Annotated in this window: 19 protein-coding genes; 8 read left to right on the top strand and 11 right to left on the bottom strand. The window is 55.2% G+C overall.

Annotation, left to right across the window (positions count from 1 at the left end; translation table 11 throughout):
• Positions 1-12 precede the first annotated feature (12 nt).
• Positions 13-972: a LysR family transcriptional regulator gene (locus B347_RS0101210; RefSeq protein ID WP_019407902.1), complete on the bottom strand. Its 960-nt coding sequence runs from the start codon at positions 970-972 to the stop codon at positions 13-15.
• A 34-nt stretch (positions 973-1,006) separates the two neighbouring features.
• Between B347_RS0101210 and B347_RS0101205 the strand changes: the two genes are divergently transcribed.
• The 5 genes from B347_RS0101205 (at position 1,007) to B347_RS0101185 (ending at position 4,259) form a co-directional block, all read left to right on the top strand.
• Complete coding sequence (locus B347_RS0101205) at positions 1,007-2,020, top strand: NADP-dependent oxidoreductase (protein ID WP_019407901.1); 1,014 nt, start codon at positions 1,007-1,009, stop codon at positions 2,018-2,020.
• A 654-nt stretch (positions 2,021-2,674) separates the two neighbouring features.
• Positions 2,675-2,986, top strand: a complete 312-nt coding sequence (locus B347_RS26810; protein WP_019407900.1) for a hypothetical protein — start codon at positions 2,675-2,677, stop codon at positions 2,984-2,986.
• 40 nt (positions 2,987-3,026) lie between these two features.
• The gene (locus tag B347_RS0101195; protein WP_019407899.1) at positions 3,027-3,338 is read left to right on the top strand and encodes a hypothetical protein; all 312 of its coding nucleotides are present in this window, start codon (positions 3,027-3,029) and stop codon (positions 3,336-3,338) included.
• A 24-nt stretch (positions 3,339-3,362) separates the two neighbouring features.
• Entirely contained in the window at positions 3,363-3,689 is a 327-nt protein-coding gene (locus B347_RS0101190; RefSeq protein ID WP_019407898.1) for a hypothetical protein, read from the top strand.
• A gap of 24 nt (positions 3,690-3,713) precedes the next feature.
• Positions 3,714-4,259 (top strand): hypothetical protein, encoded by a 546-nt coding sequence (locus tag B347_RS0101185; RefSeq protein WP_019407897.1) that lies wholly within the window; start codon positions 3,714-3,716, stop codon positions 4,257-4,259.
• A 268-nt stretch (positions 4,260-4,527) separates the two neighbouring features.
• Here the strand turns inward: B347_RS0101185 and guaA are convergent, their stop codons facing one another.
• From guaA to B347_RS0101165, 4 genes are all read right to left on the bottom strand, one after another.
• Positions 4,528-6,105 (bottom strand): glutamine-hydrolyzing GMP synthase, encoded by a 1,578-nt coding sequence (gene guaA / locus B347_RS0101180; protein ID WP_019407896.1) that lies wholly within the window; start codon positions 6,103-6,105, stop codon positions 4,528-4,530.
• Between the two features lie 125 nt (positions 6,106-6,230).
• A complete protein-coding gene (guaB, locus tag B347_RS0101175; RefSeq protein ID WP_019407895.1) occupies positions 6,231-7,700 on the bottom strand; it encodes an IMP dehydrogenase in 1,470 nt (489 codons plus the stop codon).
• 131 nt (positions 7,701-7,831) lie between these two features.
• A complete protein-coding gene (locus B347_RS0101170) occupies positions 7,832-8,380 on the bottom strand; it encodes a hypothetical protein (protein WP_019407894.1) in 549 nt (182 codons plus the stop codon).
• 69 nt (positions 8,381-8,449) lie between these two features.
• The gene (locus B347_RS0101165; RefSeq protein WP_019407893.1) at positions 8,450-9,196 is read right to left on the bottom strand and encodes a sulfite exporter TauE/SafE family protein; all 747 of its coding nucleotides are present in this window, start codon (positions 9,194-9,196) and stop codon (positions 8,450-8,452) included.
• 80 nt (positions 9,197-9,276) lie between these two features.
• On the opposite strand from B347_RS0101165, the gene xseA reads away from it, so the two are divergent.
• Together xseA and B347_RS0101155 are read left to right on the top strand one after the other, a co-directional pair.
• Positions 9,277-10,656, top strand: a complete 1,380-nt coding sequence (gene xseA / locus B347_RS0101160; protein ID WP_019407892.1) for an exodeoxyribonuclease VII large subunit — start codon at positions 9,277-9,279, stop codon at positions 10,654-10,656.
• Positions 10,657-10,660: 4 nt separating this feature from the next.
• Positions 10,661-11,485, top strand: coding sequence for a M23 family metallopeptidase (locus tag B347_RS0101155; RefSeq protein WP_019407891.1), 825 nt, complete (start codon positions 10,661-10,663; stop codon positions 11,483-11,485).
• Between the two features lie 2 nt (positions 11,486-11,487).
• On the opposite strand, the gene B347_RS0101150 is transcribed toward B347_RS0101155, so the two are convergent.
• The 6 genes from B347_RS0101150 to B347_RS0101125 all read right to left on the bottom strand — a co-directional run bounded on the left by B347_RS0101150 (position 11,488) and on the right by B347_RS0101125 (position 18,328).
• Positions 11,488-12,009 (bottom strand): hypothetical protein, encoded by a 522-nt coding sequence (locus B347_RS0101150; protein ID WP_019407890.1) that lies wholly within the window; start codon positions 12,007-12,009, stop codon positions 11,488-11,490.
• On the bottom strand, positions 12,009-12,812 hold the full coding sequence (locus tag B347_RS0101145) for a winged helix-turn-helix domain-containing protein (protein WP_019407889.1): 804 nt from the start codon (positions 12,810-12,812) through the stop codon (positions 12,009-12,011). Before B347_RS0101145 ends, B347_RS0101150 begins: the two co-directional genes overlap by 1 nt.
• Positions 12,813-13,021: 209 nt before the next feature.
• Positions 13,022-14,326, bottom strand: a complete 1,305-nt coding sequence (locus B347_RS0101140) for a hypothetical protein (RefSeq protein WP_019407888.1) — start codon at positions 14,324-14,326, stop codon at positions 13,022-13,024.
• A gap of 3 nt (positions 14,327-14,329) precedes the next feature.
• The gene (locus B347_RS0101135) at positions 14,330-16,837 is read right to left on the bottom strand and encodes a TcfC E-set like domain-containing protein (RefSeq protein ID WP_019407887.1); all 2,508 of its coding nucleotides are present in this window, start codon (positions 16,835-16,837) and stop codon (positions 14,330-14,332) included.
• A gap of 145 nt (positions 16,838-16,982) precedes the next feature.
• Complete coding sequence (locus tag B347_RS0101130) at positions 16,983-17,513, bottom strand: CS1 type fimbrial major subunit (protein WP_019407886.1); 531 nt, start codon at positions 17,511-17,513, stop codon at positions 16,983-16,985.
• A gap of 59 nt (positions 17,514-17,572) precedes the next feature.
• Positions 17,573-18,328: a hypothetical protein gene (locus B347_RS0101125; protein WP_202800808.1), complete on the bottom strand. Its 756-nt coding sequence runs from the start codon at positions 18,326-18,328 to the stop codon at positions 17,573-17,575.
• Between the two features lie 582 nt (positions 18,329-18,910).
• On the opposite strand from B347_RS0101125, the gene leuA reads away from it, so the two are divergent.
• Positions 18,911-20,590 carry a 2-isopropylmalate synthase gene (leuA, locus tag B347_RS0101120; RefSeq protein WP_019407884.1) on the top strand — a complete coding sequence of 560 codons (1,680 nt, stop codon included), beginning with the start codon at positions 18,911-18,913 and terminating at the stop codon, positions 20,588-20,590.
• The last annotated feature ends 107 nt before the right edge of the window (positions 20,591-20,697 follow it).

The raw sequence follows: 20,697 nt of genomic DNA, 5'->3' as shown, positions 1-20,697 counted from the left end.
CGTGCGGTGGCTTTAGAGCGTTTCGATCAACACGTCTATGAAAGCACGCACAGCCGGGTTGGCGCGACGACTCTCAGGCCATATGGCGGTGATGTTGTGCCGGTTTACCGCAAATTCGGACAGAATCGGAATTAACTCTTGGCGTTTCACCCAGGGAGCAGCCATAAAGCTGGCTGCCATTCCAATGCCTGCGCCCGCTGCAATTGCCACTATCACGGCTTCACTGGCATCAACGATCAACGGCGATGAGGGCAATAGTTCAATCTCTTTATCCCCCATCCGAATCGGCCAGCGAAACGCTTGCCCTGTGCTTTGATAACGCAGATTTACCGTTTCGTGCGCCGCCAGCTCATCAGGATGAACAGGGGTTCCGCACCTAGCCAAATAATCGGGCGATGCGTAGCAGCAGAGCGTGTAGGGCGAGAGTCGGCGAGAAAGGAGAGATGAATCTGCAAGGTCACCGATCCGTATCGCAAGGTCGATTCCCTCCTCAACGATGCCAACGAAGTGGTCGCTCAGCCTCAAGTCGACCATCACCTTAGGGTAACGTTTGCGAAACTCCGTAATGGCCGGGACGATCATGTGCAACCCAATCGGGAGTGATGTCGCAATGCGTAAAGTCCCTGCTGGTTCGGAACGAGCTGACTTCGCTACCTGCTCAATCTCTTCTGCATGGCGCAGTAGCTGTAGCGCGCGCTCATGCAGGTCTCGGCCTTGCGCTGTTAGCGTCAAGGAACGCGTTGTACGTGTGAAGAGAGATACGCCGAAATGACGTTCCAACCGCTGCACGCTTTTGCTTATAGCGGACGGAGAGACCCCTAACGAGCGAGCTGCGGCAGTGTAACTGCCTAGAGAACCAGCGCGGGCGAACGCGATTAAGCCTGTCAGGCTTTCGAGACCAATTTGTGCCTTCATGGCAACATTAAAGCGAACGAGAGCACTATTATCAACCCTGCCGAACCCTAATAACATCTGTCATCCAAGTGATTCTCTGAACGAGATTATGATGATCAACATGATGAAAGCGGTGCAACTACACGAATTCGGTGGTCCCGAAGTCTTGCGCTATGAAGATGTTATTCGGCCCTTAGCCGGGCCCGGTGAAGTCTTGGTTCGCATAAGCGCAGCAAGTATCAACCCTCCAGACCTATACCTGCGAGATGGCTTCCGTTCTCTGCCGCCTGAATGGCAGCCGGATCCAACCTTTCCGCTGATCCTCGGTACCGATATATCTGGCGTCGTTGCGGCAATTGGCGACGAGGTATCCGGGCTAAGCGTGGGTGATGAAGTCTACGCAATGGTGCGCTTCCCGGCAGACCTGATGAAGGGTAGTGGCGCCTATGCCGAATATATCCGCGTCGCTGTATCCGAACTGGCCTTGAAACCCAATGGTATCGACCATGTACAGGCAGCCGGTGCGCCGATGTCTCTGCTAACTGCCTGGCAGTTTTTGATTGACCCTGGTCATGATTTGCCAAACCCACTCCAATCGTTCCGACATACACCGGTCTCACTGAAAGGCAAAACGGTTATGGTTAATGGCGCTGGGGGTGGAGTTGGGCACTTGGCAGTGCAAATTGCCAAATGGAAAGGTGCGCGAGTAATAGCAGTCGCCTCAGGGAAGCATGAAGGACTTCTTCGCGACCTAGGAGCCGATGAGTTCATCGACTACACCAAAGTTGCAGCCGAGACGGTCGCAAGTGATGTTGACCTAGTGATTGACGCTGTCGGCGGCCGGAATATGGAACGTTTTTTGAGTGTTATCAAACAGGGAGGCTCGCTCTTCTTGGTCAACCCTCTAGGCTTCTCGGGACACGATGAAGCAGCTGGTTTAGGGGTCACTGTTTCCTCGACACAAGTGCGCTCCAATGGCGCCCAATTAGCAGAGGCAGGGCGCTTGCTTGAGGACGGTAGTATCCGTGTCGTGATCGACAGCATATTCCCCTTGGCCGAAGCCTCGGCTGCCCATGCGCGAGCTTCACTGGGCGGTATCCAGGGCAAGGTGGTGCTTATCACCTGAGTAACCGATTTCCCGACCAAACATTCAATGCTGCGTCGGGGCAGTCGCGCAAGGAAGCACATGCTAATAATTACGGGTGACCTCTACATCGCTCCAACTGATCTGTCCCAATTTCTCGCTGATTTTCATGCTCTTTCCGTCGCCACACGACAGTGTGAGCGAGGCGATCTACTAGGGAGCGCTGACAAACATTCCAGCGGGGCAATGCCTGACGCGGGATCATTCGCACTAGGAGATAAACAATCATAAAAAACCGATATAAATCATTGCTTTATTTAGATCATTTCTGCCGACACCACGAAAAACACCCTAGACGAAAACCTGTTTTCACGAGCACTGCATCATTCATGCGATGTGGTGATCGGCTTGGCAATTGACCCGTCTGCCAATACCGCCCTGATCCTATATTGACTCAAGATCCAATGTTTGAAAGTACTCGTAGACCAGCAGTCACGGGCAGTGAAATGTTGGTCAATGGACCAATACTTCATAAGCTGAAACACGCTCGCCTATGGGAATGACTGAACGTGCTGGACGGCAATCAAACAGTGCATAACCGCTATGAGGATACCGGGGACGCTTGCAAACCCTTCTAGAGCGACTCACCCTACGGCGTCTCACACTTATCCGAGTCAACTCTTAAGGAAGAACGCCATGTTCACGAGGAGCCTGTTGCTGGGTTTTTGCGTTGTGTTACTAGTTGGCTGCACGGGAAGGGGCTTTCAACCTCCGGCTCCGGATTACACAAAATGGTACAAGGAGGGCGTATCGCAGGCCGGGATCGTTGCTGCGATGCGTGCGTGCGGATATACCAATGTTGATGGCGCAGGAGACAGGTCGCCAATCGATGTGAGGTTAACGAATTTCTATTGCATGAAAGACGCAGGCTTCAAGCGCAAAGATAACGTGGACATGTGCAAGCTCGGTCGCATTGGTGAGTCTGCGGTGTGTGACGGGCGCCGGTAATCGGGCACAGTCCGGGGCGCTCATGGACATGGAGAATGTGATGTTGCTGACTCGAAATCAGTTGTTGGGCCTGAGCCTTCTGGTAGTAGTTGGGGGCTGTACCCCTTTTCAACCGCCGCCAGGGGACTACACCCAATGGAAAAAGAAGGGCGTCTCCCAGCAGGGCGTCGATGACGCAATGCGGGCTTGCGGGTATACCAATCTTGATGGCGTTGGCGACAAGTCGCCGATTGATGTGGTGCTGACGCGCTTCTACTGCATGAAGGATGCGGGTTTTATCCGCACGGACGATCTGGACCTGTGCAAGCTAGGCCGCATTGGCGAATCGCCGGTGTGCGACGGCCGCCGTTAACCCATCACCAAAAGGACACAGGGAATGAACAATCTACGCAACGGATTGTATGGTGCCGCATTGGCCCTGGCGGCAACAGCGCTGGGCGGTTGCGCCTCCTCGGCCGCGATCACCGGCGAGCCTGGGGTAAACATGGGCGACAGCTATCAGAAGGTGCTCGCGGTGGTCAGCCGCAACAATACCGTGACCAAACAGGTCGATGGCCAAGGCTTCCGGGCGGAGGGTTACTCAGCGATGTTCAAGGACTGTCGCGTCAAATACTTCCTGTTCCAGGACGCCGATGGTTTGCAGCGCGTGAGCTATGAGCCGGCGCCACATCTGTCGGTCAACCAGAACTGCCGCCAGCCTTAACTTGCCCCTACGAGTCGATGCCTGATGAGAGTGTTGCCTGTAATCCCCGCCGTGCTGCTGCTAGCGCTCGGCGGCTGCGGCCAAGTGGCGAACGTGCGTTCGTTATCCACTGGCTACGTGCCCCCGCAGGGCGGCGAGACCGCGCGTATCCGCCTGCTCACCGACGGCCTGGTGCGCGCCGTGCCGGGGCGTGATTGCCTCGACTGGAACGTGCCCGGCGCAGGGGTGATGGCGTCGGCGAAACCCGGCTTCCCCGACCATAACGGCGAAAACCTCGGCATTCCCGGACCGATCTTTTCGTGGGCTGGTGCGGTATCGTCGGAGCTAGTGGTGCCGGCGAACAAGCCGATCGCGTTCCATTACCTGAGGCGCCTGCAATATTCTAGGCAGTGTGCCAAGACCATGACCTTCGTGCCTCGGCCTGGCGTGGACTACATGGTGCAGGCCACCATGTCGGCGGACTGTTCGTTCCAGCTGGATGAATTGGAGGCGGGCGGCAAGCAGTGGGCAATGGTCCAGCCGCAGCCAGCGGGGAAGGTGTCGATGTGCAACGCGATTGATAACTTCTAGCCCGAAATCTGCGCGGGTTGAAGGCTGCGCGTGAGTTTCTTCAAAACACGCGCCAGCACCCTAGGGGTGATGGGCAAACAGTTAGTGCTGACATCTGCGCTGCTAAGCGTTCTCGATACCATGCCGGCAATCCCTGTCCAGGACATGGTATCGATGTAGCTCTCTCACATCCGTACGATGTGCGCCATAAAAAACGCCATTGATGACGTATCAAACATCATTATCTGTTTTTATTTTTTTAATAAAATCAAATAGTTGGGAGAAAACCTCACTCCCACTCAATCGTCGCTGGCGGCTTGCTCGACACGTCGTAGGTGACGCGTGAGATGCCTTCGATTTCGTTGATGATGCGACCGCTCACGGTTTCGAGCAGTTCGTAAGGCAGGTGCGCCCAACGTGCCGTCATGAAGTCGATGGTTTCTACAGCACGCAAGGCCACAACCCATGCGTAACGACGACCATCGCCTACTACACCCACCGATTTAACCGGTTGGAAAACAACAAATGCTTGGCTGACTTTGTGATACCAGTCGGCTTTGCGCAGTTCTTCGATGAAGATGTGGTCAGCACGACGCAGGAGGTCGGCGTATTCCTTTTTCACTTCACCCAAGATGCGTACACCCAGACCCGGGCCCGGGAACGGGTGGCGGTAGACCATGTCGTACGGCAGGCCGAGTTCCAGGCCTAGACGGCGGACTTCGTCCTTGAACAGCTCGCGCAGGGGTTCAACCAGCTTGAGGTTCATTTCTTCCGGCAAGCCACCCACGTTGTGGTGCGACTTGATCACGTGTGCCTTGCCGCTTTTAGCGCCAGCCGACTCGATCACGTCGGGGTAGATGGTGCCCTGCGCCAGGTACTTGATGTTGTCCAGCTTGCAGGATTCAGCATCGAATACGTCGATGAAGGTACGGCCGATGATCTTGCGCTTTTTCTCTGGGTCGCTTTCGCCAGCCAGGTTGTTCAGGAACTGATCAGCAGCGTTGGCGCGGATCACTTTAACGCCCATGTTCTCAGCGAACATGGCCATCACTTGCTCGCCTTCGTGCAGGCGCAGCAGGCCGTTGTCTACGAATACGCAGGTCAGCTGATCGCCGATGGCCTTGTGCAGCAAGGCAGCCACTACCGAAGAGTCAACGCCGCCGGACAAACCCAGCAGTACGTTGTCGGTGCCGACTTGGGCGCGGACGTTGGCGATTGCGTCTTCAGCGATTTTCGACGGGGTCCACAGGGCTTCACAGCCGCAGATGTCGAGGATGAAGCGCGACAGGATGCGACCGCCCTGCTTGGTGTGGGTCACTTCCGGGTGGAACTGCACGCCGTAGTAGCCGCGTTCGTCGTTGAACATGCCGGCAATCGGGCAGCTCGGGGTGCTGGCCAGGACGTGGAAGTCGGATGGCATTTTGGTGACTTTGTCACCGTGGCTCATCCACACGTCCAGACCAAACAGGCCGTCTGCGTCGATGTGGTCTTCGATGCCGTCGAGCAGGCGGCTTTTGCCAACCACGTCTACGCGGGCATAACCGAATTCACGCAGCTCGGAACCTTCAACCTTGCCACCCAGCTGTTCAGCCATGGTCTGCATGCCGTAGCAGATACCAAATACTGGTACGCCGAGGTCAAATACAGCTTGTGGTGCACGCGGGCTGTTGGCTTCGTGTACAGACTCAGGGCCACCGGCAAGGATGATGCCTTTAGGGGCAAATTCGCGGATCGCTGCGTCGTCCATGTCGAACGGGTGCAGTTCGCAGTAAACGCCGATTTCGCGCACGCGGCGAGCGATCAGTTGGGTGTACTGGGAACCGAAGTCCAGGATCAGAATGCGGTGGGCGTGAATGTCGAGGGACATAGCAGAAACTCTTAAAAGCAGTTGCAAGCGTCAAGCTGCAAGCTGCAAGTAATCGGGGCTGGGCGGTAACTGCGTTTACGCAGTACCGCTTGCAGCTTATAACTTGTGGCTTCTAGCTGGCGGCTTTAGCCGACGCGATAGTTAGGTGCTTCTTTGGTGATCTGCACGTCGTGGACGTGGGATTCAGCCATGCCTGCGCCGGTGATGCGCACAAACTCAGGCTTGGTGCGCATTTGCTCGATGTCGGCGCTGCCGGTGTAACCCATCGAGGAACGCAGACCGCCCATCAGTTGGTGAATGATCGCCGTCAGCGAGCCTTTGTACGGCACGCGACCTTCGATGCCCTCCGGCACCAGCTTCTCGGCACCCGCAGAGGAATCCTGGAAGTAACGGTCGGAGGAACCTTGGGATTGCGACATTGCACCCAACGAACCCATGCCGCGATACGCCTTGTACGAACGGCCCTGGAACAGTTCGATTTCGCCTGGCGCTTCTTCAGTACCGGCAAACATCGAACCCATCATCACGCTGGAAGCACCTGCGACGATGGCTTTAGACAGGTCACCCGAGAAACGGATGCCGCCGTCAGCGATCAACGGTACGCCTGTGCCTTCAAGCGCTGCCGCTACATTGGCAATGGCGCTGATTTGTGGAACACCCACACCGGCCACGATACGGGTGGTGCAGATCGAACCTGGGCCGATACCGACTTTAACTGCGTCAGCGCCCGCTTCTGCCAGGGCCAGAGCCGCGGCGCCAGTGGCGATGTTGCCGCCAATGACCTGGACTTGAGGGAAGTTCTGCTTGACCCAACGTACGCGGTCGATCACGCCTTTGGAGTGACCATGTGCGGTATCGACGACAACAACGTCAACGCCAGCGGCGACCAAAGCCGAAACGCGATCTTCGGTGTCTTTACCGGTACCGACCGCTGCGCCGACGCGCAAACGACCCTGGTCATCTTTGCTAGCCAGCGGGTAAGCCTTGGCTTTTTCGATGTCGTTGACAGTCATCATGCCTTTGAGGGCGAATTTGTCGTCGACGATCAGCACGCGCTCGATGCGGTGCTTGTGCAACAGTTCACGAGCTTCGTTCTTATCGGCGCCTTCCATGACCGTGACCAAACGCTCTTTAGGCGTCATCACTTCACGAACAGTGGCTTCGAGACGGTTTTCGAAACGCACGTCACGGGACGTCACGATGCCGACCAGGTCGCCATTGTGCAGTACAGGTACGCCGGAGATGTTGTGCAGGCGGGTCAGTTCGAGCAGTTCACGAACCGTCGCGTCAGCTTCGATAGTGATGGGTTCTTTAACCACACCGGCTTCGTAGCGTTTGACCTTGCGCACTTCGTGAGCTTGCTGCTCGATGGTCATGTTCTTGTGGATGATGCCAATACCGCCTTCCTGAGCCATGGCAATCGCCAGTCGGGCTTCAGTCACGGTGTCCATTGCGGCGGAAACCAGCGGAATATTCAGTTCAATGCCACGGGTCAAACGAGTCTTTAGACTGACTTCGTTCGGAAGAACCTCGGAATAACCGGGAACGAGAAGGATGTCATCGAATGTGAGTGCTTCTTGGCTGATACGCAGCATCGCTGGGGCTCCCGAGCGGGAAAATGGAAGCGCGCCATTGTACTCAAAACACCTGTAGCTCTCAACGGAAACCTTTAGAGAGTTTTGCGCTAAAGGCTATGGTTTATTGACTCCAGAGGCAGAAAACTCCCTTACAACTCAACGTTGACCCACGCCACCGGCTGATCCAGCCAATCAGCAAACTCATCCAGAAAGCGCTGCTTGAAACCCGCCTCGGCCCAATTATTGAAGATAAACCCCAGATTGGAAAACGCGCAGGGCTGCAAAAACAGGAAGCCGTTGATGTCATCTTCATGGCCACACAGGGGGCAAGTGAAGTTGTCAGTGCGCCCTGGCATCCAGTCTTCGAGGCTGTCGAACAGGGCTTCTCCAACTTCCTTGCGGCATTCGGCGCAGCCTGCTTCTTCAAGAAAGCCCTTGGCCGGGGTGTAGATGCAGCGCTTGGTGACGATCTCTAGGCCATTGATTGGATGACCGAACGGCAGCGCTTCAGGGTGCAACACAACGCTCGCCGCACCCGGGGCGATGGCATACGCCATGCCATTACCCGTGCGGCCGCAGGTGCTGAGTTCTTCTTCAATGATGTTCTTGCGCACCAGCCAACGCACGATCGCGCGGGCACGCGGCTCGTGGACCGGCAGAGTGGAGATTTTAGGAACGATGATGCTTTGCGAATTCATGGGTACGGCACATATAGATAAAAAGAAACAGGCACGGTAGGCGCTAGCTTGCCTCGCGCCTACAAGAAATCAAGTGCTCAAGTAGCGCGCAATCAGCGCAACGCCGCTTGCCAGCACCAGCCAGGTCACCAGCCGGACAAAGGCTTCGCGTGACAATTTGATCGCTAGTCTACGCCCTATCCAAAGCCCCAACGCCATCGCCGGCAACAGACAGACGGCCAACCACAACAACTCACCGTCGGTGTACACACCCGCGATCACGAACAGGCTCAAACGCACCACAGTGCTGCAACTGATCAACGCACTTTGCGTGGCCCGTGCCGCGTCCTTGGCCAGCCGCGCATTCAAGTACAGCGCGTATAAAAAGCCGCCGCTGCCAAAAAGAGCACCAAACAACCCGCCTATGACCCCCGTCGGCACCGCCCACCCCGCCGCCACTTGGCGGGGCCGAACTTTTACCGCCAGGCTGTACACCGCGTAGGCACTGATAAACACGCCCATCAACAGCAGTAACAGGTCGGATTTAAGGTTCAGCAAAAAGACCACACCGACGATGCAACCGACCGCCATGCAGGGCAGCAAGCGGAGTAACTCTGGGCGCGCCACATCACGCCGCGAGGGCAACCAGTTGCCAAAGGCAGCGACAAAATCGAGCAACACCAGCAGCGGGATAATTTTCGACAACGGCAAGCACAGGATCAAAATCGGCCCGGCGACCAGCGCCGTCCCAAAACCCGCCACGCCAAACACGATGTAAGCCAAGGCAATGGCCAGCCCAATCAACACCCACTCACCGCCGGTAAAAGGTAAATCCATTGCCCTACTTCCTTGTATTTAGTGCGTGGACTTTAACCAGATAGGTGCAGCCAAAACAATCCGCCCTTATGATGGCCCGCATGATTAAAGATCCTTTTGCACGACTCAATCTCGACCGAGAAGTCCTGACCGTCAGCCAGCTCAACGGCCGGGCGCGGGTCTTGCTCGAAGACGTGTTCAGCAACATCTGGGTCGAGGGCGAAATCTCCAACCTCGCCCGCCCAGCGTCTGGGCATATTTACTTCACCCTCAAAGACAGCGGTGCTCAAGTACGCTGCGCGTTGTTTCGCAACAACGCTGCGCGGGTGCGTCAGGCGCTGAAAGACGGTCTGGCGGTCAAAGTACGCGGCAAGGTCTCGCTGTTTGAAGGCCGTGGCGATTACCAATTGATCCTCGACACTGTCGAACCGGCGGGTGATGGCGCGCTGCGCCTGGCCTTTGATGCGCTGAAAGAAAAGCTCAGTGCAGAAGGTTTGTTCAGTGCCGAGCGCAAAGTGCCGTTGCCTGCACACCCGCAGCGCATCGGCATTATCAGCTCGCCCACCGGCGCGGTGATTCGCGACATCATCAGCGTGTTTCGCCGCCGCGCCCCTCAGGTTGAACTGACCCTGATCCCCACCGCCGTGCAGGGCCGTGAAGCGACCGCGCAAATTGTCCGGGCGTTGAAACTGGCCGATGCGCGGGGCTTTGACGCGTTGATTCTGGCCCGTGGTGGTGGTTCCCTCGAAGACCTGTGGTGCTTTAACGAAGAAGCCGTTGCGCGGGCGGTCGACGCCTGTGTCACCCCAATCGTCAGTGCCATCGGGCACGAAACTGACGTATCGATCAGTGACTTTGTCGCAGACGTGCGCGCACCAACGCCGTCTGCTGCTGCGGAACTGCTAGCACCGGACGCCAGTGATCTGCAACACCGGGTCGACAGCCTGCATCGCCGACTGGTCATGCGTATCCGCGATCGCCTGATGCGCGACCGCCTGCGCCTCGATGGCTTGGCGCGGCGTCTGCGCCATCCGGGTGAACGGTTGCGCCAGCAAGCTCAGCGTCTCGATGACCTGGACATGCGTATGCGCCGCGCGTTTGAGCGCAGCCTTAATACGCGCCGCGAACGCTTGATCCGCCTCGAAACACGATTGGCCGGGCAACATCCAGGCCGCCAACTGGCATTACTGCGCCAGCGCCTCGACAGCCTCGCCGAGCGCTTGCCGCGTGCCATGCGTGAAGGCCTCAAGGCCCGTCGTCTCAATTTGCAAAGCCAAATGCAAACCCTGCATGTGGTCAGCCCATTGGCCACTTTAGGTCGCGGCTACAGCATATTGCTCGACGAGCGCGGCAATGCCATTCGCAGCGCCGATCAGACCCACAATGGCCAGCGCCTGAAGGCCCGATTGGGCGAAGGCGAATTACAGGTACGGGTTGAAGACAATCACCTGACGCCCGTGACCCTTTCTTTACTGGATTGAGCTAATGCCACGCTTTTTTACTGCCGCTTTATTGCTGTGCCTAGCCTTCAACGCTTCGGCCGCCGACAGCTACATCACCCGACTGCTCAACAAGCCAGTGCCGGGCGGGGTGGCGGTGCTTGACCTAGGCAATGGCGCGCAACGGCCAGAGGCTAAATACGATGGCAAACCGGTGTTGGTGGTCAAAGAACAGGACACTTGGCGCGCGATTGTCGGTATCCCGCTGACCGTCAAACCGGGCACCCAAACACTGAATGCTAATGGCCGAAGCCTGACCTTCAGCGTGGGCAACAAGAAGTACCCTGAGCAGCACATCACCCTGAAAAACCAGCGCCAGGTCAACCCAAACCCGGACGACCTCAAACGCATCGAGAACGAGCTAGCGGTGCAAATCAAGGCGTACCGCACCTTCAGCCCGAACACGCCGAGCAACTTATTGCTGGACAAGCCCGTCAACGGCCCGCTGTCGAGCAAATTTGGCGTGCGCCGTTTCTTCAACGGCGAAGAGCGCAACCCGCATGCGGGCCTAGACTTCGCCGTGCCCGCGGGCACACCGATCAAAACCCCGGCAGCCGGTAAAGTCATCCTAATCGGCAATTACTTTTTTAATGGCAATACCGTGTTTGTCGATCACGGCCAAGGTTTTATCAGCATGTTCTGTCACATGTCGAAAATCGACGCCACGCTTGGCCAACAACTGGCACGCGGCGATGTGGTCGGCAAAGTCGGTTCAACCGGCCGCGCTACCGGGCCACACATGCACTGGAACGTCAGCCTGAACGATGCGCGGGTCGATCCTGCCATTTTTATCGGAGCCTTTAAGCCCTGAGCCTAACGTAAACGCGGCATCAGCCAACCCTGGCGCCCCTGACAGATCTGGCGCGGCATGCCCAAGTGGCCAAACGAATAGGTGTTGGGGCCCAGCTTCAATACTTGTGCGTATACGTCTTCCCCGGGTTCGCTCATGAAGGCCAGGCTCTGTTCGTCACTCAGTGTATCTCCCCGTTTGCGCGTAATTTTAGTGACGGTTTTTTTCAGATAAGGCCCCGCCTGCATGTACTTGAAATCGACAAAACGATGAAAGTTGTAGACTTGGGATTTAGTGTCCTTCAACAGGAGTACCTTGCGGCCACTGATTCTGGAAAAACCAATGTTATTACCGTTAAAAAACTGACTGTAAGAACCCAACGTACGCGCGTCAGTAAAGTCGGATGACACTACAAGGACTTCAAAGTCCAGATGACACTCCCAAACGACCCGATCGGCAGAGTAAAACCACAGAGCGACGACCCAAGGCAAACCCAGCAGTGCAACTATAACGATCCCGCGCGTACTCCATTTGACAGCCGCCATTACTCGGTTTCATCCACAACTAAATAGGATATGCACCCCGACACACTGACTTCTATCGGGTCCTGGCATAAAAAATACCCATACGCGTTATCCCTTAGCCCACCGTTAAAATAGACATAGGCGTAACTCGCCAAACCGGTAAACGCGGGTGGTTTGCTCTTCAACTTAAACAGATGAGCCTTGATTCGTTCAGGACTTATGTTTAAACCCGGTGCCGAAAATAGATGCAGGTTGTTACCCCCCGGCACCGGCATGTAACTAAGCTCAATGGCAGAAGACAGCGGCGAACTTAACTGCCCACCTTGCCAACCAAAAGCCAGAAGGGTGTTAAAGAACAACAACCCGACCAGGCAGAGTAACGTACGCCTGCTCCTGCGCTCTGGCGGGGCAATCACTGAGATCTCAGCACCACCCACAGCCAGTATCGGTGCGCTGTAAGCCTCACAATTCGGTGCTGGTGCACTGTCACTGAGCCTCTCAATTGACAAGGTATCGCTGATTTTGTAACCAATGCGGGGCACCGTAACGACAAAATAAGAGTGCCCTACAGTGGACAAACAACGGCGAATCTGGGCAATAGACTGATTGACGCTGTTAGCGGAAACTTGCTGGCCATAACGCTCCCACCCTGCATACAACAACGCCTTTTTAGTCACAATGGCGCCTTGGGCTTCAAGCAATGTCGATAAGCAGCGACTGGCGGCAGCCCCAATGACGATGGGTGCAACGCCGCTACCCAAGTCTGAGACTTCATACAGTTCATCATCAAACAACATTACGTCGGCTATTAAATACCGGGCCATATTGCAGCCTTAACTTTCGATCTTCTGAAGTGTACCCCCCTCGTTTACAGACTTATATAACAAAGGCCAAAAAGCTTTAACAGCACTCTGGTCAATCAGCGACAATACACACTTTAGTAACACACCGACTCTTTATTCATGTCAGACAAAGCCTACATTTAAACTTTTAATTTCCTCACCTGCTGATACGCCGTTCACCCCCACTCTACTCACAGGTTCACATCAAAAATAAGCGTCGCTAAACCGCTGTAGGTACTCCCCGGATAACGCATCATCTCTGTGACATGTTGCGCGTTTACGTCGTAATGCATGGTTGCTGTTTGCGCCCCATGCAAACCGCCCATTTTAAACACCGCGGCCTGCTCAGCCCCGTACTTCAGAGGCACCTTTAACGCAGGTGAACTCCCCGGCCATTGAACAATACTGGCCGGCAAACTGACTGAAATATCGACCGGTACTTGCGAAGATCCAGTGCCTGTATCTGTGCTGATTGCGCAGTCAAGACCGATCACATATTCACAGTTCAGATACGCCTTGAAGTAACCTGTGCCGGCTATTTTAAAGAGATGACGCGCACTCAGCGACGGTGCCGATTTCCCGCCACTCATGCTGTTTTCCCAGCCCTGCTCAGGTTGTAAAACAGCTCGATAAGACCCTGCTGGAAATTCAACTTTTAGCGAGGTATTAACCCGCAATTCAAAATTAATGATCAGGGCATGGTCACTGGCAACAGTCCTGTCGCCAAAATCGATGTCCGCGCCCGGACCCACGCTGTACATAAGACTTCCTTTATAAGTACCGGCATCCATGTCCACCGGGTTGGGTGTCAGCAGCGAATAGGCCACATTAACGTTGGTGTATTGGAACGGTCCGGAAATATCAAAGACCGGGAGTTTGACGCACGAACGTTTTTCATGCGGCGTGCGCCAAAAGAAGTCAAACGTCAGGTTGGTATACCCTGGCGTCGCCCCGCCAAAACAGGGAATAGGCGCTTGCCACCACGCCCCTCCCGGATCAGTTTTGCCCCACCATAGTTGGTCGTGCCCCTTAGTACCGTCCACGGGCTTATTGAGTACGTAACGGCCACCGTAGCCCGCCAGCGCAAACCTGAGGGTACGGGTATTGCCCGTTGCTTCATTGGTCAATGTCACAAATCGAAAAGCGCCATCCATACTGAAAAAAGCACCTGAACGCTCATTGGCATACGCCTCTCTGGCAATAAGCCCAACATCCGATACTGCGCCAAATTGGGTCAGAAAACTTCTCAGCCTGTCCGGCGTACACAGCCGCGGGACTTCAACACAAACGCCTCCATCCACGCTGGTATTAATAAACATCGTATTCCCGGGATTGTCAGGATCCGGCGTGTATTCGGCGGTGATCGTGTACTCACTTGCCATGCCCTGCCCTGCCCACATCAGGCAACTGAGGCTGACCGCTCTAAGTGCTTGCCCTCTCTCTAAAAACAGGCGCTTTAGCGTGCATTGCACACGCTTGATGATTAATACACTCACGGCTCAGACTCCCTTTGCTGCAACGGTTGAAGCCGACACACACACAATATCTGGCACCACCAGCACATTGTTTTCCCGTTTATGCTTATTCGGTTCCAGCACAACACTGCACGCGGGCTGACCTCGATGACTCACGTTCAACGTGGGTGATGACTCGCTCATTTCTAGGACAAAGAACCCGTCCACCTCCGAGACTCCGCTGCCGACAGGATTTTGAATAAGGGCACCGCCCATTGGCCGTCCTTGGGGGTCGACCAGACGCCCGAGCACTGACACGGTTTTATGCACACGCAGTTGCTGGTAGGCGACACCTCCTTTATTGACGTGGTAGCGGCTGACGTTTGGGTAGATTGTCGCGGCAGGGTCGTCGCTCCCTGCAAAATCGAAATGCACAGTGCCGGTCTTATAAGCACTTACCGGGACGATATTACGCCCTGGCTTGAGCAGCGCACCGTAACTGCCGCCCATCTCATCGGCGCGCAGTAGCACGCTGTCGACATCCGATTCAAGGTCAACAATCATTGCCCCCTCGCCCCCATAAAAACTACCGCTGGCCGCCACTGCACCTGCCCCTATCGCCACGGTACTGGCAAGGTTTAAACCGCCGCTGATTTCGCCGTCATAAGAAGAGCGCAGAGCATAGGCATCGCCGTTCAGCATTCGGGTTTCGAATTGGGTCGAGCCATTCAGGCCAGCGCCATAACTGTCCGCGGTAAGCCCAGCGGAATAACTTTTGAAGAAGTCGCCCTCAAGGACCTTGTTGTAGCCCAACGAGCCATTGAGTTCGCGTGCGCCCTCGCGGGATGTGCGGCTACCGATACTGGCCGAAAGGCTACCGCCAGGTTTGCCCAGCGCTAGGTTGATACTGACGTCGATTCCGCGATTACGCTGGCTGCCAGTGCTGATGCTTGCAGGTCGGTCAAACACTGACACCTGCCAGTTCGCATCGCTGCCAAATAACCTGCTGCGACGCAACCAGCTCAAATCAACCCCTATTCCATTGGTATTGCCGCTGCTGTGGCTGACTCGGGCGGTCAGGCTGCTGGTCACGTTCAAATGGTGATTCAGTGACAGTGCCGTACTCTGAGTGCGGCCGTTGTAGCGATATTTTGGACGAATCGCGACGGTGTCCAGGTAATCAATGTCATTTCGGGTATCTAACCAAGCACGTGAGTGAGAAAGCAGCGCACTCCCCCCCTGATATTGATAACGGGCCTGAATATCCATACCCGTGCCATAGCCAGCTGTTTGATAAACATTGCTGTAGAGGCTGATCTTGTCCGTGAAACCCCAGTCGATCGAACTGCCGTATTGCATCTTTTGCGCCACGCGCTGGGCATCCACACCAAGAATCACCCGTGGGTGCAGCAGGTAATTGACCAGAGCCCCATAGGTCAAACCCTGATCGTACCGCTGGTTATCACCCCAGTTATTCAATAGTTGACGCCGTTTACCGCCAAAGACGTTGTAGCGCCAAGGTTGATCGGCATTACGCCAGTTATTGGGCTTGTAGATCACTTCCTCGGTGGTGGAGGTCACGTGTCCGTCCTCAATCAAGCGCACCTGAACGGGGTAAATGCCTCCGGGCAACCGCCGAGTGTCGAGGGTCTGCAAGCCAGTAGTCACGGCCTGGCTGTAAATCAGCACACCGCCGCGATACACCTCAACCAGACCCTGACGGCTGGCCGTCACATAAACAGGATAGGTACTGGGGCTGGAACTGTTAACCGCCAGGCTATCGCTGGTACCGTACATAACGCCAAGCGTAGTGTCAGGGCTACCTCCAAAATTACGCGGCCGCCGATAGACGCCCAGCGCATCCGGGGTGAAATACCCCAGGCGGAAAAAATTGCCGGCAAATTCGCGCTGCGCGTAAAGCTGGTTCAGTGAATGATACGTGGGTGAGTCGGGCTCACCGGTGCGCGCCATTTCGGCCGACGCCATCTGCGTCCAGTTGCCGATGCTGCTGGTGGCCTGAACGTTATATCGCGCCGCCGTGCTGGTTTGAGAGCCACCGCCGCGCGCAATGTTTAATTGATTATGCAGAATCAAACCTGCACTCCCGCCTTCGGGCAGGGCATGGTATTGAGCCGGAGCGAGCGCGCGCTCAGCATCATCGGTCAATATTGAAAACTGTGAGTCTTGCAAGTTGTAATGCAAGGCCAGCAAACCGTTAGCACAGTTATTAGTGCAACTGCCCAGCACTGTGGGTGTGGACAATATCGCCAACCATTCGGCACGCTCAGACTCGGGCAATTGGCTTTCTTGGGTATCTGTGAAGCTGAGCAAACGCACTTTTTCTTCACGACTGAGAATGACCAACGCGTCCCCCAGCACCTGTGAATTCACATCGACCCGTACCGCGAGCGGCACATCAAAGAAGTGTTCCTGAAAGCCAGCGGGCAAAGACTCAGCCTGACGCAATACTCCCAACGTTGAAGGTTGATGGACCTCAGCGTTAATGCCGACCGACAGAATAATCGAACAACCTACAGTCAGGGCACGACCCATTAAAGAGTTCAATAGTAATTATCCAGACACACGGACATTGTTTATGTAAAACCTGCACCTCCGCTTTTCAGGCAGCCGAACGCGTCGCTGACAGTTCGACTGCCTGAAAAGAGAGTCTTAAAACTTAGGTATTACTCAACTCGACTTACAGTGATCGAGGGGGAACGGCATCAAACGTCATATTCACAATACCCGTGTACTCTCCCGCCGGAATACCGACGCCGGTTTGACTGGTAGCAATAGTCAAATCAACACGTTTACCGGCAGCAGCTTCAGTGGCGCTGATCACCTCCTGAGCGGTAATGGGGTTTAGTTCCTGGTTGTTGAAATGAACATCAAGGGGCACCATGCCAGTTCCGTTTGAAAGGAAGGCACCGCCACTGTCGGTGAGACGTGCTGCAATCGCCCCCGAACTGTTTTTAACATCGAAGGCTTTACGCAGTGTACTCAGCTTGCCGCCGCCTGGTGCGACCGGATCCGGCGTCCATTCCAGACGCTGTGGAACGCCAATCCAGCCTGTATCAGCCGGTACCACATAAAATGAGGTCGATGGCACACTGGCAATCAACTGAACCTGTACTTCAATAGGATCAGCCGCCAAAGCATGTGCAGCGCTCAGCGAGGTCAACAACGCAAGGGCCACAGGACTGACAGTGGCCATAAAAGTACGTTTCATTATTACTTCCTTTTTTAGTTTAGGTGTACAGGGTGAAACAGTGTCAAAGACGGATTAACTCAAGTAGTCGGGATAGAGATAGCGCGTTTCGACGCACCTTCTTGAAGCACGAAACTATGGGTTTTATTTTCTTCTTTGGTAAATGTATAAGTGCGGCCAGGCAGTACGTAATGTTGCGCAACCGGCGAACACTCACTGGCCTTTTCAACATGGCAGCTTTTAACAAAGTCTAAAGCAACAACACTGTTGCCAGCGTTATGCACGCTGTAGGTGCCCTTTTCGTCTTTAAGACGGGTATCAAAAATAACGTTATCGGGCCTGACAAACATAAACGTGCCAAAGCCTGTTAACAGCGTCACTTGTGCTGTCAGCGCTTCTTTATAATTTTTCTGGTCATCGTCACTTTGATCGAAACGGTCATCACTCGATGGCAACACCGGAATAAAACGAACCCGGTAATAACGTTCCTGTTCGCGACTGCCCAGAAATAACAACCGCGTCGACTGCATACCATTGGCGGGAATAATCATCCGCGCCGGACTCGCCAACAAAGTGTTCTGTTGAGCCATTGGCACTGTAGAGAGTGCCTTGGGGGGTTGTTCTATAGGCTGCCCCCGATTGTCGTAAATGATTTCCTGAACCACGACCTTTACGAACGCCGTACTGGACCCAGCGTTATAAATACGTTTCAGGACTGCACTTTTACCGTTATCAAGAAAACCGAACATTGGCCCCGGATTGATAGACGGCGAAGCAATTGCCCCTGCCCCCCACATACAACCCATCATCAGAAACAGATAGCTATAAGCTCGCATCGAAATACCTGGCTGCTGATTATTGTTCTCTCCAGAGCGTGTGGCGCTGCTGTGGAAGCGCCAATAAGTATTGCGACAATTTGAGTGATGAAGTGAAAACGCTCATCAGTGCTCATGCTTGAGCAGCGCAACACAGGGCTTTTCACGGTATTTCAGGGTTTTTCACAAGGATTTGCAGACCCTCTTCAACACTTAAATGTTCATAAAGCCCGGCAGTCCCCCATTCACGTTCAAACAGCACGCATTTGTAACGCCTGCTTACCTCGGCAGCCTATCGCTGGAAGATACGTAGACAGCGCAATTAAAAAAGCCATTTCAACTTTATAGAGCTATAAAAAACCGATTAACCGCCAAAATCGAGCAGTCCTCTCAATTTTTTTTGGCGACTTGCCATCTTTCTCACCAATGGTTAGGGTTGAGTCCATGAACGCACCTCACATCCTCATTCTGCTTCGCCAACACCGCAGCCTTTGCCTCGTCAGTGCACGACTGCAAAGCTAGTTGCGGTGCCTCGCCTTCTGCTTTGTATTTCTTCAGCTAGCCGCCTCTTGAATAGCCGGCTCGCCTAAAAAGGATTGCCTGATGACCATGCTCAAAGACCCTTCGTCCAAATACCGCGCTTTCCCGGTCATTGACCTGCCTGACCGTACCTGGCCTTCGAAAACCATCACAGAAGCACCTATCTGGTGCAGCTCCGACTTGCGCGACGGCAACCAGTCGCTGATCGAGCCAATGGATGCGGTAAAGAAGCTGCGCTTCTGGAAAACCCTGGTCAGCGTTGGCGTAAAAGAAATTGAGGCGTCGTTCCCGGCCGCTTCGCAGACCGACTTTGACTTTGTGCGTACGCTGATCGAAGACGGCCACATCCCGGAAGACACCACCATTCAGGTGTTGACCCAAGGCCGTGAAGACCTGATCGCACGAACGTTTGAATCGCTGCGCGGCGCGAAAAAAGCCATCGTTCACTTGTACAACGCAACCTCGCCGTCGTTCCGCCGCATCGTCTTCAACCAAGACAAAGACGGCATCAAGGAAATCGCTGTCAGCGCGGCCAAACTGTTCGTCAAATATGCCGCCGAGCAGCCAGACACCCAGTGGACCTTTGAATACTCGCCAGAAACCTTCAGCGCCACCGAACTGGAGTTTGCCAAGGAAGTGTGTGACGCGGTGATCGAGGTGTGGAACCCGACGCCAGAGCACAAAGTGATCCTCAACTTGCCCGCCACCGTTGAGTGCGCCACCCCGAATATTTACGCCGACCAAATCGAGTGGTTCGGCCGCCATATCAACCGCCGTGACAGCGTGATTATCAGCCTGCACACCCACAACGACCGTGGCACCGGTGTTGCCGCCACTGAACTGGGCTTGATGGCCGGTGCTGATCGCGTCGAAGGCTGCCTGTTTGGTAACGGCGAACGCACTGGCAACGTTGATCTGGTGACCGTGGCCCTGAACATGTACACACAAGGCCTGGACCCACAGTTGGACTTCTCCGATATCGACGGCGTGCGCAAAGTGGTTGAAGAGTGCAACCAGATTCCGGTTCACCCGCGTCACCCGTATGTTGGCGATCTGGTGCACACCGCGTTCTCAGGCTCGCACCAGGACGCTATCCGCAAAGGTTTCGCCCAGCAGAAGCCGGACGCCCTGTGGGAAGTGCCGTACTTGCCGATTGACCCGGCCGACATTGGCCGCAGCTATGAAGCCGTGATTCGGGTGAACAGCCAGTCGGGCAAAGGCGGGATTGCTTACCTGCTGGAGCAGGAATACGGCATCAGCTTGCCACGCCGCATGCAGATCGAGTTCAGCCAGGTGGTTCAGCGCGAGACTGATCGTCTTGGTCTTGAAATGAGCGCACAGCAAATACACAGCTTGCTGCACAGCGAATACCTGCAAGCCAACACGCCTTACGCGTTGGTGAGCCATCGTCTGCAGGAAGAAAACGGCCACAGCGCCGTCGACGTTGAGGTCTCTGCTCAAGGCGCTGGCGAGACTAACCTGCGTTGGAGCGGCAAAGGTAACGGTGCGCTGGAAGCACTGGTGGCGGGCCTGCCTGTGAATGCCGAAATAATGGATTACAACGAACATGCCATTGGTGCAGGCACCAACGCCAAGGCCGCGGCCTACATCGAGCTGCGGGTGAATGGCGAGCGTGCTGTACACGGCGTGGGCATTGATGAAAACATCACCACCGCCAGCTTCAAGGCTCTGTTCAGCGCCCTGAACCGCTCGCTGAGCGAAGCCGACGCTAAAGCCGCGTAAGTAATAGCCATAAACACAAAAGGCCCTGAGGTGTGAAAACCTCAGGGCCTTTATGTTGGGTTCTGAACTGCCCCCAAAAAGTTGGACACCCATCCAACTTTTTGGGT

The organism is Pseudomonas psychrophila HA-4, assembly GCF_000282975.1.
Taxonomy (GTDB): Bacteria; Pseudomonadota; Gammaproteobacteria; order Pseudomonadales; family Pseudomonadaceae; genus Aquipseudomonas; species Aquipseudomonas psychrophila_A.
This window is presented reverse-complemented; position numbering and strand designations above follow the sequence as displayed.

What these genes read in the sequence shown, in the direction of transcription:
- B347_RS0101210 (WP_019407902.1), bottom strand. Translation starts at nt 972, where the DNA reads ATGTTATTAGGGTTCGGCAGGGTTGATAATAGTGCTCTCGTTCGCTTT.
- B347_RS0101205 (WP_019407901.1), top strand. Translation starts at nt 1,007, where the DNA reads ATGATCAACATGATGAAAGCGGTGCAACTACACGAATTCGGTGGTCCC.
- B347_RS26810 (WP_019407900.1), top strand. Translation starts at nt 2,675, where the DNA reads ATGTTCACGAGGAGCCTGTTGCTGGGTTTTTGCGTTGTGTTACTAGTT.
- B347_RS0101195 (WP_019407899.1), top strand. Translation starts at nt 3,027, where the DNA reads ATGTTGCTGACTCGAAATCAGTTGTTGGGCCTGAGCCTTCTGGTAGTA.
- B347_RS0101190 (WP_019407898.1), top strand. Translation starts at nt 3,363, where the DNA reads ATGAACAATCTACGCAACGGATTGTATGGTGCCGCATTGGCCCTGGCG.
- B347_RS0101185 (WP_019407897.1), top strand. Translation starts at nt 3,714, where the DNA reads ATGAGAGTGTTGCCTGTAATCCCCGCCGTGCTGCTGCTAGCGCTCGGC.
- guaA (WP_019407896.1), bottom strand. Translation starts at nt 6,105, where the DNA reads ATGTCCCTCGACATTCACGCCCACCGCATTCTGATCCTGGACTTCGGT.
- guaB (WP_019407895.1), bottom strand. Translation starts at nt 7,700, where the DNA reads ATGCTGCGTATCAGCCAAGAAGCACTCACATTCGATGACATCCTTCTC.
- B347_RS0101170 (WP_019407894.1), bottom strand. Translation starts at nt 8,380, where the DNA reads ATGAATTCGCAAAGCATCATCGTTCCTAAAATCTCCACTCTGCCGGTC.
- B347_RS0101165 (WP_019407893.1), bottom strand. Translation starts at nt 9,196, where the DNA reads ATGGATTTACCTTTTACCGGCGGTGAGTGGGTGTTGATTGGGCTGGCC.
- xseA (WP_019407892.1), top strand. Translation starts at nt 9,277, where the DNA reads ATGATTAAAGATCCTTTTGCACGACTCAATCTCGACCGAGAAGTCCTG.
- B347_RS0101155 (WP_019407891.1), top strand. Translation starts at nt 10,661, where the DNA reads ATGCCACGCTTTTTTACTGCCGCTTTATTGCTGTGCCTAGCCTTCAAC.
- B347_RS0101150 (WP_019407890.1), bottom strand. Translation starts at nt 12,009, where the DNA reads ATGGCGGCTGTCAAATGGAGTACGCGCGGGATCGTTATAGTTGCACTG.
- B347_RS0101145 (WP_019407889.1), bottom strand. Translation starts at nt 12,812, where the DNA reads ATGGCCCGGTATTTAATAGCCGACGTAATGTTGTTTGATGATGAACTG.
- B347_RS0101135 (WP_019407887.1), bottom strand. Translation starts at nt 16,837, where the DNA reads ATGGGTCGTGCCCTGACTGTAGGTTGTTCGATTATTCTGTCGGTCGGC.
- B347_RS0101130 (WP_019407886.1), bottom strand. Translation starts at nt 17,513, where the DNA reads ATGAAACGTACTTTTATGGCCACTGTCAGTCCTGTGGCCCTTGCGTTG.
- B347_RS0101125 (WP_202800808.1), bottom strand. Translation starts at nt 18,328, where the DNA reads ATGCGAGCTTATAGCTATCTGTTTCTGATGATGGGTTGTATGTGGGGG.
- leuA (WP_019407884.1), top strand. Translation starts at nt 18,911, where the DNA reads ATGACCATGCTCAAAGACCCTTCGTCCAAATACCGCGCTTTCCCGGTC.